Genomic DNA, 14,188 nt, shown 5'->3' with positions numbered 1-14,188 from the left:
GGCTCTTTTATTTATATTCTACAATCTATTTACCAGCCTTGACCTTCTATTTCATATTGATCTAATTCCCCTCGATTTAACGCTCGAATCGCATCCTCAAGCGTCGACAATGCATAATCTAACTGTTCATAGGAAATGACTAGTGGGGGTTGAAATCTTAACACATTCCCTGCTACTGCTATGATAACAACGCCTTTATCAAAGCAATAGTTACATATTTTTAATGCTGCTTCAGGATCACGAGTCTTTTGAATTGGATCAGATACTACATCGATACCAATTGATAATCCTTTACCACGGACATCACCAATACATTCATAATCAGTGACCCATCTATCCATCGTTTGACGTACATACTTACCTTTTTCTAGACTTGCTTCGAGTAACTGTTCTTCTTCGATCATCTCAAGTGTAGCTAAAGCCGCTTCACAACTAACTGGATTCGCACCAGTAGTAAATAGATGTGCTGGTGCTTCTAACGTCTCCATGATTTCTTTACGTCCGACGATAGCTGACATAGGCAATCCCCCGGCAAGCGACTTACCAAACGTAATTAAATCTGGTGTAAAGTTGAAGTGCTCTACTGAACTCCATTTTCCAGTACGTCCTAATCCTTGTTGAATATCATCAACCGCAATTAAAATGCCATGTTCTCTACAAATACCTTCTAAAGCTTCAAAGTATCCTGGTACAGGTTCTAATAGACCACCATCCCCTTGTATCGTTTCTAATACAATACATGCTACCTCGTCAGCCGGAACATATTTGTCAAACATTTCTTTAAGCGGTGCTAAATATTCATCTACCGTATTCGCATTAGGTTGTTCAAATAGACCTCTATAATTGTCAGGAAACGGTATATGATAAAAGCCGTTCAAAAGCGGACCGTATTTTTTCCTCATATTCAAACTTATTGCGGACATAGAAAGTGAACCAAATGTTGAACCATGATACGCATTTGTAAAACTGATGATATAAGGTCGTCCTGTATATGCACGAGCAAACTTAATAATACCATCATTGGCATCTGAACCACTCAACCCATATGTCACTCTTTTTTCATAGTCACCGGGTGAAATATCACATAACTTTTTAGATAAGCGAATTAATGGCTCGTGATACATATACGCTGGCGTATAGTGGACAAACTTGTCAACTTGCTTTTTAATCGCTTCGGTTACTTTTTTAGGCGCATGACCCACGTTTTGTGAACTTGCACTGGCTAATAAGTCGATGTACTCTTTTCCATCAACATCTACTAGCGTTGCACCGTAGCCATGATCAATGGCTAAAGGATAATATTTGATTCTTCCAGATTTAGCAAAATATTGCTCATCTTCTTTTATTAAGTCTTGTGCTTTACTCATGATCAAATCATCCTTTCTTAATTAAACTTCACTTCATTACTGACGATTAAAAAGATGATTCATATGCTTCAGTTATAAAATGATTTCGATTTGATGATAGTACTCAATATACTAATAATTTTCAGATTTGTAAATATTTTCCGAAAATTCTAACTAAATAAAATAGATATCTTTTTTGTATGTATATGTTATCCGTATTAGGGAATAAAATATACATCAAACGTGGACTAGGAGGGGTATTATTCTAAGACTGACTTACCACTTTTTAAGTGCTGTTGCTTCATCCTTTGTATTATTACTCAGTACTATGATTTTAGATGTTCTCATACAGCATACTCATCTAACACAGCTATTATTAAATATAGATTTTCTAGTTAACCCTAAACTTGTACCAACATGGATGGAAGTCATCATACATCTGTCTATAGGTTTGATGATTTATCTCATCTTCATGGTACTTTACAATATATCAAAACTACTCTATCACTTAGCCTATCTACCTTTACTAGTGATATTTATCGGTATGTATCCTTTCCTCATTGCCATCGCTCAAAGATCATTCTTTGTATTTAATGCGACAGAATGGATTTGGTGGCTCATTGCACATATGATCTTTGTAGTATTCATGTATTTCTGTATCTTTGCTATTTCAAAATTACATTTATAAAACAATGGAGTGGGACAAAAACAATAAAGAACCACTAATCATTGATTATGTAGTGGTTCTTACGCATTAGCCACAGCTAATGTGTACTTTAAATTTAGAAATACATGAGTGAAACTCATGCATAAGAAATACTACTTTCTAAAGAAAAAGAATGACTTTACAGTCAACTACGACCTAAATATGAATGTAACTTGAAATATATATTTATATCCTAGCCTATCGCTAATTGAATGATGATTATTCTTCGTCACCATTTTCATCGTATTTCGTTACATTTCCATCTTCATCAATAATATAAGAGCCTGCTAAGTTACCGTCTTTATCTGTGAATGAAAATCCCCATTCTCCATCGCTATTTTTCTCAGGTTCTTTATACGTATATGTTGATGTATCCAATTTATGACCTTCATAGTCTTCAACTATATCAATAACATTATCACGAGTCACTGTTGTATCACTAGAATCTGAAGACGTGTCATCATCTGAATCGTCAGATGAATCGTTTGATACATCATCATCAGTCGCGGGCACTGAATCTGATTCATTAAAGTAACCTTTAACTTTATCAATTTCATCTTGACTCGCATCATATAACTTAATCGTATTAGCATTATCTAAAATACGTTTTGTTTCAGATTTTGTATAATCATCTTCCATCCAACGACGGTCTTGGAAATGAGATGGCGTGCCATAAGTCGTTATTGTACCATCCCCATTATTTTTATATATAACATGGCCAGCAGCTGTTGGTGTACCACTTATAATTTGAACGCCATCTGGATATTTTTCTGATGCCTCTTTATTGTATGGGTTAATTGCTTCACCACTAACATCAGTATGAGACATAGCTGATATATGATTCTCTACTTCACCACTTCCACGGTAGTCTTTAAATACTGTAAGCCAAACTTTAGCATAATAATCTTGAGTATTGGTATTTTCTTGTTGTGCTTTTGAACTCTTTGAAGATGATTGACTTGAACTTTGATTCGATTGTGATGAGTGATTATCTTTATTATCACTGCTTTGATGACTCTTACTTGTTGAATCATCAGATACTTTAGAACTTCCTTTATCATTGTCATTATTCCCTAACCCACAACCTGCTAATACTATAGATGCTGTTAGTAATGTGCCAGCTAATTTTTTCATTAAAGAATCCCCTTTATTTATATTTTGTATATACATTACATTATAAATTTATTATAAACTATCTTATTTCAAAAACATATATCTAATTACACAATAATTGTAAATAAGTAATTTGTTTATCTTCTAATCTATTGGGTTTATCTATAACATTTAATATCCATTTCTAAATCATTTATTAAGTTCTTTAAATTAGCTTTAAGTTTGAGTATTGATTCATTTAAAAAGGCTTATTCAGAAAAAAATGGTGGTACACTATTAATGTAAAAGGAATTAAATCATTCTCTAATTGGAAATGGGGTTTTCATTGTGAAGAAACGCTCTATAATAGCAACAACTGTTTTAGCTAGCACTGTTTTATTTTCAGCATCTTTCGTAAGTGAGGCCAAAGCTGAAGAAGTCACTGCAGACAATGCCATCAATGTTGCACAACAAGCTATGAAAAATAGCGGCGGTAATCCCGACTTACAAAATTTCAACAACGTCAAAGATAAAGGATCTTATTTTATCATTAATATTAATAATAAGTCTGGTGCCGGCGTTGGTGCATATAAAGTTTACAAAAATGGAGAAGTTCAATATAAAAGTGGTAATTTCGGAGATTATAGTTCTTTAAATTCATCAGATAACTATACAGGCCAAGGTATCAGTGCCAAAAGCTATGAAGAAAATAATGAAAGCCAACAAGAGAATGCCTCAGTAGATAGCACTAAAGAGTTAAATGCGTATTATGTTGGTAAAGTGAAATCTAACGAATTACCAGAGTCAGGTAAGGATGACACAAGATCTACTGATGCATTAGCAGTGCTGTCCCTAGTAGCAGGCACAGCTTTCATTAGCCAAAGACCATTAAGAAAAATTTCATAATTCATATATTCAAAAAAGAGGTTGAGATATAAAGTTTTTGTGCTCTAGGAAACCGATTAACGGCATCCCGAAAGCAGGATTATCGGCAGAAGGGACCCAACATAGAGAAATTGGTATTCCAATTTCTGCAAACAATGCAAGTTGGGCAAACGCTCACGATTCGACAAAATTTGGAAAACAATTCAAATGAACAAACTCAACTATTGAGTTTGTAAGAACTACTAACCTATGAATAAGGAAGTAGTTCTTTATCATCGTTCGGTTCTGTTCAAATCCTAAACACTTTTGTCCTGACCTCTTTTTTATGTTTTCAAAACCGTTAATCATGACAAATTTTTGAACATTGCCTCTAATTGCCGATTATGTGAATAAAAAATAAATATAGTGGTAAACATAATTTGTAGACGAAATAAAATTATTTTCATGATTATAAACCATTCTAATAGGAGGTAATAGAATGAAATACATTATCGTTGGTACATCTCATGCTGGATATGAGGTCATCCAAACACTACTTAAAGAAGACAAAGACGCTGATATACACGTATATGAAAGTGGTGACAAACCTTCTTTCCTATCTTGTGGTATACAAAGTTACTTAGAAGATGTATCACCATCTCTAGATTCATTACACTATGCGAATGAACAATCATATAAAGATCAAGGTGTTAATATTCATGTTAATAGCACCGTTACTGATATAGATACTGAACAAAAAGTCATTACAGTTGATCAAAATGGTAATACTGAGCAAGTAAATTACGACAAACTCTTCTTAAGTCCAGGAGGAAAACCGGTCACACCTCCAGTTGAAGGTATCGATCAATACAATCATGTTTTATTCATGCGTGGCAGAGATTGGGCTAATCAAGTAAAATCACGTATGTCAAACGCCAAAAAAGCAGTTGTCGTTGGTGGTGGCTATATCGGTATCGAAGCAGCAGAAGCCTTCGCTAAAGCTGGTATTCAAACGAAAGTTATTGATGTCGCGGATCGTATTTTAAGTACGTATTTAGACCAAGAATTTACTGATATTCTTGAGGATAACGCTAAAGAACACGGATTAGAATTTATAGGTGGCGAAACAGTTCAATCCTTAAACGGTGATGAACAAGGAAATGTAACTAAAGTCATCACAGATAAAAACGAGTACGAAGCAGATACAGTACTATTTGCCGTAGGTGTTCAACCAGCAACAGATTGGTTAGAAGGTAAAATAGATTTAGGCAAAAAAGGCGTCATTAATATTAATCATCAACAACAAACATCTGCTAAAGATGTCTATGCTGGTGGCGATGCAACACTTGTTCCATTTGCACCAGTTGAAGAAGATCGATATATTGCTTTAGCAACCAATTCACGTCGACAAGGTGTAACAGCAGCTAAAAATATGTTAGGCCATGATATGACAATGCCACGCGTTTCTGGTACATCTGGTTTACAATTGTTTGATTATAAATTTGGTCAAACAGGTGTTCATGGTACAGAACAAGATCATTATGATGGAAACTTAGGACAAAAATATGTCAAAGAACTTATTCGTCCAAAATTCATGCAAGATGAAATCCCTGTACACATGAAAATTATCTATGATGAAGATAGTCATAAAATTTTAGGCGCACAACTTATGTCTAAAGATAATATTACTGAATCAATCAACACCATGTCCATTGCCATTTCAGCTGGTTATACTTTAGAACAACTCGCAGTACAAGACTTCTTCTTCCAACCTGACTACGACAGACCTTGGAATTACTTAAACGTACTTGCTCAGCAAGCATTAAATGACACATTTGGTAGTGATCAAATGCTATTTTAAATTACTTTGAAAGAAACACCTCTAGTGCATCGTATGCATTAGAGGTGTTTTTAATTAACTATTTATCTTTTTTCTCTTTTTGGTAATCTTTATCTTGATTCTTTCCTTTTTCAGGATTGAAGTTGGCACCTTTAGTATAGTCATTGCCAGCATTCCATAATAAGAATTCGTTAACGCCATTATCTTTTAAAGCCTGTACTTGATCAGATAATGCTTTTGCATCATATTCTTTATAGTTACCTTCTCCAAGATATGAAGCAGTAAAGTCTTGAATCCATGGACGAGAAATCGGTTTTTGTTTACCTAATGAATCTAATATATTATTTTCTTTTTGGATATATCTATTAACCGTTTTATATGGTTCAGTATCAGGTGCTTCTAATCCAAAATCTCCTGGACTCCAATGTGATGGATAAATCATAGAAGAAATAGCATCTACGTTTTTAGAGATTTTAGGGAAGCTTTGACCAATACCTGGTGCATTTTTCACTAATGCGGAATACCCAAAGACAGCTGCTGATATTTTCACATTGTATGGTTTTAATTCTTTACGTGCATATTCTAAATAACTTGTAACAGCATCTACACGCTGATCGCCTTTACTTAATTTACTATTTTTATAATCACCTTTATCGTAATCTAATTGATCAGCTTCATTTTCAAATCCTTCTGGGAATCTAACATAGTCATACTGAATATCTTGGAAACCAGCTTTGGCTGCTTCTTTAGAAATACTTACATTATATTTCCAAACATCTTTAACAAATGGGTTTACAAAACTATCCCCTTTACCATTTTGCCAAACAGAACCATCTTTCTCTTTATATGACCATTCTGGATGTTCTTTAGCTAGTTTAGTATCTTTAAATGTAACGATTCTTGCGATAGGATAAATGTCATTATCTTTTAACTTTTTCAATAATGGTTTAGCATCTGCAATATCCATAGTATTTTTATCGATTAATTTATTTCCAGTATTAAATTTCATAGTGACATTACCTTCGTCATCTTTGACATCGATAACCATTGCATTTAATTTGGCATCTTTCACGTATTTAATTAATTGGTCAATTTTATCTCCTTGTGTTGAATTACTTGTAACGTAGATGCCTTTCACACCATCTTTAGGATAAGCGACTTTATTTCTTTGATTAGCCGTTTGTTCTGCTTTATTATCTTTTGATTTATCATTCTCATGACCGGAACTACAACCAGTAATTATTAATGCACTTGCTGCTAATGTAATCCAAATTTTCTTTTGCTTCATCCTTAATCCCCTTTTATGTATTGAAAATGATTTTTACAGACAATTTATGTAGTGGTACAAAATTTTAAAAATCATTAATCTTTTCTTATATTATATATTATCATATTTCATACATAGCATGTACATTACATATATTTAATCTCTTTATTTGATAATCCATAATTTCTCTGGGTACTTATGTTGTAACTTCTTTATTTGTTCATTATTAATCTTTGGAAAATCCCAAATAAATTTTAAAAACGCTAGACTCATTGTTTTAGGATTCTTTCCAATCGTTTGCTTACAAATGACATGTAGGAAATATCGTTTTAGTACTCTCCATATACAAGTCACTCTTTTTTCTTGTAACCAAATAACAACTTCAGCATGACTTACTCTCAGTTCTAATGTGTCTATATAATTACCATCAATAATCCAATATTGTTGTATCAAGATATCTTTGATTTCGTTAATCAATTCATCTTGTTCTATGGTCTGATTATCATCTTTCCAATTGATTTGATCCAAATGATAAAGAGGCAAGCTCATATATTTAGACAAATGAGTACTTAACGCAGATTTACCGCTCCCTGGACTACCTATAACTAGAACTTTGTTATACATTGTTATCCTCCTTCAAATCATCACATTATAAGGCGATTTTTTGACTTTATACTATTATAGTGTAATTTTCTAGGTAATTATAAGTTGAATCGCTTGAGAATAACAATATTTTTTATCATACTGTAGATGAAAGTTAAGTTAAGGAGTGGAAAGTATGAATAAAGAACAATTAGAAAAAATGAAGAATGGTAAAGGATTTATCGCTGCATTAGACCAAAGTGGCGGTAGTACCCCTAAAGCACTTAAAGAATATGGTGTTAACGAAGATGAATATAGCAATGACGATGAAATGTTCAAACTTGTGCATGACATGCGTACTCGCGTGGTAACTTCACCATCATTCTCAGCTGATAAAATCCTAGGTGCAATTCTTTTCGAACAAACAATGGACCGTGAAGTTGAAGGTAAATATACTGGAGACTATTTAGCTGATAAAGGTGTTGTTCCTTTCTTAAAAGTTGATAAAGGTTTAGCTGAAGAACAAAACGGTGTTCAATTAATGAAACCAATTGACGATTTAGACGAGACATTAGATCGTGCTAATGAACGTCATATTTTTGGTACTAAAATGCGTTCAAACATTTTAGAATTAAACGAACAAGGTATCAAAGATGTTGTTGAACAACAATTTGAATTCGCTAAAAAAATTATTGCAAAAGGTTTAGTACCAATTATTGAACCTGAAGTAAATATCAATGCTAAAGATAAAGCTGAAATTGAAAATGTCTTAAAAGATGAACTTAAAAAAGGTTTAGATAGTTTAGACAGTGATCAATTAGTAATGCTTAAATTAACTATCCCAACTCAACCTAACTTATATAAAGAATTAGCTCAACATCCAAATGTTGTACGTGTTGTAGTACTTTCTGGTGGTTACAGCAGAGATGAAGCTAACAAATTATTAAAAGATAACGATGAACTTATCGCAAGCTTCTCACGTGCATTAGCTAGTGACTTAAGAGCTAGCCAATCTCAAGAAGAATTCGATAAAGCATTAGGTGACGCTGTAGATTCAATCTACGATGCATCAGTTAATAAAAACTAATTTCCACATTAAAAAAAGGTCGTGCAGTTTTCCTGCACGACCTTTCTTTATGTCATTTTTATTTTTTATGCTTCATCAAAAGCTTGGTTGAAAAAATCACCAAATTTTTGTGCACTATTTTGACTAAACATTAATTCTAAGTTATCTTGTGACTCTTGTGCTCTTGGTGCCGAACTTTCATACATTGCTTCTTCATACTGTTTCAATGCCGTTTGTAAATCTTCATTGCGTTCTATAGATTTAGCTAGTAAATAAGCATCATATAGCGCCATATTAACACCTTCACCCGCAAATGGGCTCATGACATGCGCTGCATCACCAATTAAAGTAATATGTGGATGATTGTCCCATTTGAAACCAATAGGCAATTTATAAATTCTTCTACACATCACGTCATCGCTAGCATATTTGATATATTTTTTAAGATCTTCATCCCAATCAGAGAAATCTTCAAGTAATTGTTCTTTCAACTCACCTACTGATAACGCTTTGTAATCATCAAGCTTTTCACTTGGCATGCGGAATGCAACATATACTTTAATACGGCCATTACCAGTAAACTGGCCTAATATACCTTTATAATCTCCTAATGCGACTAAGCTACCATTACTATTGATTTGAGCTAAGTCTGGATGTTTATTGACAACATCGTCAATATTCAATTCAATCATTGAAATATCATTATAAGTTACATCTACATGTGCAACATCATTTCTAACTTTCGAGAACGCGCCGTCAGCACCGACAACCATGTCGAACTGTTGCACTTCATCTTCTAAAAATTGTAAAGTTACTTTACCATTATCTAATTCTGTTAAAGATTGATACGTATAGCCATATTGAATCGTATCTTCTTTAAGCTTTTCAATAATAATGTCACATAGTTTACCTCGATCAATTTCAGGACGATCGCCTGTTCCTTGACCAATTTCTTCAAAATAAACAGTGCCATCTTTACCTAGCACACGTGTATCTTCCCCTTCTACACGGGCTAATGCTTGGAATCGTTCGAATATATCCGCTTCTTTCAATGCTAATTGGCCACTTTCTTCATGTATATCAAGAGAGCCCCCTCTTTTTTGATTTGAATCTGGACTCGCTTTTTCATATATTGAAACGTCATGTCCTTGTTGTTGAAGTAGCAAACCTAACATTAATCCTCCTGGACCTGCACCTATAATTCCAATTCTTTGTTTTTTCATTGAAAAGACCTCCTACACGACAACTACATCTCTATTTAGATAATTGTTCTAATTTCTCTTTTGTTTCTTTTATAATCTTATCTAACTGTTCTTTTTTATCATTGTCTTGCATAGATTCTTTTGATGCTTTCATAAATAAATGGAATAAATCGTGTAACTTTTCGCGTGATTGTTTCATTTCTTCAAAGTCTACATTTTCAAATTGCGCCATGCGTTCTGAAAAATCACTATTTTCTTTGTTTTCATCAACAAATTGTTGACCTTCTTCTGTAATTGAATACACTTTTTTATTGCCATCTTTAGTGATTGTGACAAAGTCTCTATCTTCTAACATTTGTAAAATAGGATACACTGAACCTGGACTTGGAGAATAAAAACCTTTAAATTTTTCTTCTAAATCTTTAATAATTTGGTAACCATGTCTTGGTTCCTCTTTTAACATTTCTAAAATTACAAATTGTAAATTTCCTTTTTTGAAGAATCTATCTCTACCATTCATTTGTCTAAAGTCTCCAAACTGACCTGGCCCTCTACCTTGGCCTCTGTTCATATCAAATCCTTCAAAATGTCTCATACCTCTATTTATACGATTATTATTTCTATTAAACATGTTAATCACCTTTCTTTTTTCGATATATCGATATATTAAACGATATATCGAAACTTGTCAACGATATATCGTTAATTATTTTAAAATAAAAAAATGGCACTATGATTTTTCCTTTCATAGCACCATTTTTATTGATTAATCTTCTTCTATAGGACTAGTTATCTCGATATTTTCTGGCTTACCAAACATAGGTGTCCATTGTTCTATCGAATAATCCGCTACTAATCCTTCTTTCCAAAACGGATCAGCTTTGAGTAATGACATTAATTGGTCTTCATTATTTGCTTTAAGTACTAAATACGCCTCCAATTTACTTTTATCCTCATTTTCGACTGGGCCTGATACTAATAAGTCACCAGATTCAACGAGCTGATATAAATAAATAGCATGATCACGTATGTGCTGTTGCCAGCCTTTCATATCTGTATGAACAAATTTCACTAAATAATAAGACATAGTATACTCCTTTTTATTAATACATTTTTGATACTCTTATAACCGTTCTCCATTAGATTCAATCACATTTCTATACCATTCAAAAGAATCTTTTTTCGTGCGTTCGAGTGTACCTTGTCCTCTATTATCTCTATCAACATGGATTAAACCATATCGTTTTTTCATTTCTCCAGTAGTGAAAGATACAATATCTATAATACCCCAAGGTGTATAACCCATTAAGTCAACACCATCCTGGTCGACTGCATCAATTGCGGCTTCAATATGTTCTTTTAAATATTGAATACGGTAGTCATCATGTATATTTCCTTTTTCATCCATTTCATCAACTGCACCAAATCCATTTTCGACTATAAACAATGGAATTTGATAACGATTATATAATACATTCAATGTGAATCTTAAACCTACCGGATCAATTGCCCAACCCCAATCACTAGTTTGAATATAAGGATTTTCAACTGAATTAGGTAAGCCACCGTTCACAACGTTATCTTCTACACTACTATTACTATCATGTTTAACTACTGTAGACATATAATAGCTAAATCCAATGTAATCGACTGTACCTTCTTGTAAAATTTGGTCGTCTCCTTCAAGCCAACCTATGTTAATATTTTCTCTTTCAAACATTTTCGTAGCATAACCTGGGTAATACCCTCTAACCTGCACATCTGGGAAGAAGAAACGCATTCTACCTGCAATTTCCGCTTCCATCATATCTTTAGGATTACAACTATATGGATAAATAGGTACATGTGAAATCATTGCGCCTATTTCAAATTCAGGATTAATGTCTTTACCAATTTTAACAGCTTTGGCACTTGCGATGAGTTCATTATGTGCGACTTGATATAAAACCTCTTCTTTATTATCTTCTTCGGATAATAACACACCAGAGTTTGTCCATAAAAAGATAGGGTTATTCAAATCCATCTGGTTATTAATTTCATTGAATGTCATCCAATATTTCACTTTATCTTTATAACGTTGAAATACTGTTTCAGCAAAATGCGCAAAGAAATCTGCTACTTTTCTATTTTTAAACCCACCATATTCTCTAGCAAGATGTAATGGCATTTCAAAATGTGATAACGTAATGACCGGTTGAATACCATATTTTAATAATTCATCAAATAAGTCATCATAAAATTTTAGTCCTTCTTCATTAGGTTCTTCTTCATCTCCATTAGGGAAAATACGTGTCCAAGCAATAGAAGTACGGAGACATTTTAATCCCATTTCACTAAATAATTTCACATCTTCTTTATAACGATGATAGAAGTCAATACCTTCGTGATTAGGATAATACTTGTCTGCTTCTACTTCTTGAGTGATTTCACGTGCTTTCCCATGTTCACCTGCTGTCATCACATCAATCACACTTAGTCCTTTTCCACCTTGATCATAGCCACCTTCAAATTGGTTAGCCGCTAATGCGCCACCCCATAAAAAATCATTAGGTAATTTAGACATACTACAACCCCTCATTTCTTTATCTGTTACATTCATTATATCAATTAAAAGTTCAAACTTTATAACAAAACAAAAAAACTCAACCAAGGCTCATTTACGCTTTGGTTGAGTTAATTTTAATTATTTTTCTCCATAGAAACCTAATTTAAGGTCTTTTGAAGTTTGTTTACGGATTTTTCTCATTAATTGTTCATCTTCAATTAATGATTCTCCATATGATGGAATCATTTTCTTAATTAATGGTTTCCATTCATCAGCATATTCAGCGAAGTTTTTCTCAAGAACTTCTAATGCTACAGATACTGAAGTTGAAGCCCCTGGTGATTCGCCTAATAATGCAATCACTGAGTGGTCTTGTGAATTCACTACTTCAGTACCGAACTGAATATAACCTTTACCATGTTCTTCTGTATCTTTAATAACTTGTACACGTTTACCTGCTGTATAAACTTGCCAATCTTCATCACGTGCTTCTGGATAGAACGTACGTAAATGATTCATACAACCTTCTTTAGTCATAATCACTTGGTCAAATGAATATTTAATTAATGGTAAGTTTTTAACCGCAGATGCTAGTAAAGTTGTAATATTGTATGGTTTTACAGATTTGAATAAATCTAAGTTTGAACCATTCTTAAGGAATTTAGGACCTACGTTCGCAAATGGTCCGAATAATAATGTTCTTTCACCATCAATATAACGTGTATCTAAATGAGGTACAGTCATTGGTGGTGTGCCAGGTGGTTCTTTACCATACACTTTGGCATCGTGTTGTTTGATGACTTCTGGGTTTGTACATGCAATGAATTGTCCACTGATTGGGAATCCACCTAAATGTTTACTTTCAGGGATACCTGTTTTTTGTAATAGTGGAATTGCGCCACCACCAGCACCAATAAATACATAGTCCGTTTCTTGTTCAAACACGTCACCTGTGTTACGGTTTTTAATTTTTACTGACCATTTACCATTTGATAAACGTGTAAAATCAACCACTTCATGATTGTATTTTACTTCTACATTATCAGTTTCTTGAAGGTGTTGTGCCATCTTACGTGTTAATTCACCGTAGTTTACATCTGTACCTTCATCAATTTTACTTGCTGCCATGTAGCCACCATCATTTTGGCGACCTTTCATCATTAATGGAATCCACTTTCTCATTACTTCGATATCTTCAGTGTATTCGATATTATCGAACATTGGGAAAGCTTTCATTTTTTCATAACGATCTTTTAAGAATTTAACGTTATTTTTACCTCTTACAAAACTAATATGAGGTAATGGATTAATAAATGCGCGTGGGTCTTCAATATTTCCTGATTTAACTAAATGACCCCAAAATTGTTTAGAAATCTCAAACTGTTCGTTGATTTCTTTCGCTTTTTCGATATCAATTGAACCATCAGGTTGTTGAACAGTATAGTTCAATTCACAAAGCGCAGCATGACCTGTACCTGCATTGTTACGTTCATTAGAACTTTCAATACCAGGACGGTCTAAGCGTTCATACAAATGAATATTCCAGTCTGGCGCAATTTCTTTTAACATTGATCCGAAAGTTGTACTAAGTACACCGGCACCAATTAAAATCACGTCTTTTTTGTCAGACTTTGCCATGTTGTTCACCTCTCCAAAATAAATACTTACACCAGTCCAC

General features: G+C 33.4%; 13 protein-coding genes. 4 read left to right on the top strand and 9 right to left on the bottom strand.

Translation table 11 applies throughout. The annotated features are described in order from the left end of the window. Window positions 1–29: 29 nt before the first annotated feature. Entirely contained in the window at window positions 30–1,367 is a 1,338-nt protein-coding gene (locus P7F85_RS01400; protein WP_002465930.1) for an aspartate aminotransferase family protein, read from the bottom strand. A 238-nt stretch (window positions 1,368–1,605) separates the two neighbouring features. On the opposite strand from P7F85_RS01400, the gene P7F85_RS01395 reads away from it, so the two are divergent. Next, a complete protein-coding gene (locus P7F85_RS01395; protein ID WP_026088942.1) occupies window positions 1,606–2,034 on the top strand; it encodes a hypothetical protein in 429 nt (142 codons plus the stop codon). Window positions 2,035–2,271: 237 nt separating this feature from the next. Here the strand turns inward: P7F85_RS01395 and P7F85_RS01390 are convergent, their stop codons facing one another. Next, entirely contained in the window at window positions 2,272–3,186 is a 915-nt protein-coding gene (locus P7F85_RS01390; protein WP_015364661.1) for a hypothetical protein, read from the bottom strand. 306 nt (window positions 3,187–3,492) lie between these two features. Here P7F85_RS01390 and P7F85_RS01385 point away from each other — a divergent pair, with 306 nt between their 5' ends. Beyond that, a complete protein-coding gene (locus tag P7F85_RS01385) occupies window positions 3,493–4,050 on the top strand; it encodes a hypothetical protein (RefSeq protein ID WP_002467255.1) in 558 nt (185 codons plus the stop codon). A 457-nt stretch (window positions 4,051–4,507) separates the two neighbouring features. Further along, on the top strand, window positions 4,508–5,869 hold the full coding sequence (locus P7F85_RS01380) for an FAD-dependent oxidoreductase (RefSeq protein WP_002465924.1): 1,362 nt from the start codon (window positions 4,508–4,510) through the stop codon (window positions 5,867–5,869). Between the two features lie 58 nt (window positions 5,870–5,927). Here the strand turns inward: P7F85_RS01380 and P7F85_RS01375 are convergent, their stop codons facing one another. Continuing rightward, entirely contained in the window at window positions 5,928–7,136 is a 1,209-nt protein-coding gene (locus P7F85_RS01375) for a putative glycoside hydrolase (protein WP_046464454.1), read from the bottom strand. Between the two features lie 144 nt (window positions 7,137–7,280). Next, window positions 7,281–7,739, bottom strand: a complete 459-nt coding sequence (locus P7F85_RS01370; RefSeq protein WP_002465925.1) for a hypothetical protein — start codon at window positions 7,737–7,739, stop codon at window positions 7,281–7,283. A gap of 154 nt (window positions 7,740–7,893) precedes the next feature. Here P7F85_RS01370 and P7F85_RS01365 point away from each other — a divergent pair, with 154 nt between their 5' ends. Further along, window positions 7,894–8,784, top strand: a complete 891-nt coding sequence (locus P7F85_RS01365; protein WP_002451238.1) for a fructose bisphosphate aldolase — start codon at window positions 7,894–7,896, stop codon at window positions 8,782–8,784. Between the two features lie 65 nt (window positions 8,785–8,849). Here P7F85_RS01365 and P7F85_RS01360 read toward each other — a convergent pair whose 3' ends face one another. The 5 genes from P7F85_RS01360 to lqo all read right to left on the bottom strand — a co-directional run bounded on the left by P7F85_RS01360 (window position 8,850) and on the right by lqo (window position 14,148). Next, on the bottom strand, window positions 8,850–9,986 hold the full coding sequence (locus P7F85_RS01360; RefSeq protein WP_002465922.1) for an FAD-dependent oxidoreductase: 1,137 nt from the start codon (window positions 9,984–9,986) through the stop codon (window positions 8,850–8,852). A 31-nt stretch (window positions 9,987–10,017) separates the two neighbouring features. Then, window positions 10,018–10,596, bottom strand: coding sequence for a PadR family transcriptional regulator (locus tag P7F85_RS01355; protein ID WP_002465926.1), 579 nt, complete (start codon window positions 10,594–10,596; stop codon window positions 10,018–10,020). Window positions 10,597–10,731: 135 nt separating this feature from the next. Then, window positions 10,732–11,052 carry a YciI family protein gene (locus tag P7F85_RS01350; RefSeq protein ID WP_002465921.1) on the bottom strand — a complete coding sequence of 107 codons (321 nt, stop codon included), beginning with the start codon at window positions 11,050–11,052 and terminating at the stop codon, window positions 10,732–10,734. Window positions 11,053–11,088: 36 nt separating this feature from the next. Further along, a complete protein-coding gene (locus P7F85_RS01345; RefSeq protein ID WP_002465927.1) occupies window positions 11,089–12,528 on the bottom strand; it encodes a 6-phospho-beta-glucosidase in 1,440 nt (479 codons plus the stop codon). 120 nt (window positions 12,529–12,648) lie between these two features. Next, window positions 12,649–14,148 (bottom strand): L-lactate dehydrogenase (quinone), encoded by a 1,500-nt coding sequence (gene lqo / locus P7F85_RS01340; RefSeq protein ID WP_015364658.1) that lies wholly within the window; start codon window positions 14,146–14,148, stop codon window positions 12,649–12,651. Between the last annotated feature and the right edge of the window lie 40 nt (window positions 14,149–14,188).

The organism is Staphylococcus sp. aM (genome assembly GCF_052975125.1).
This window is presented reverse-complemented; position numbering and strand designations above follow the sequence as displayed.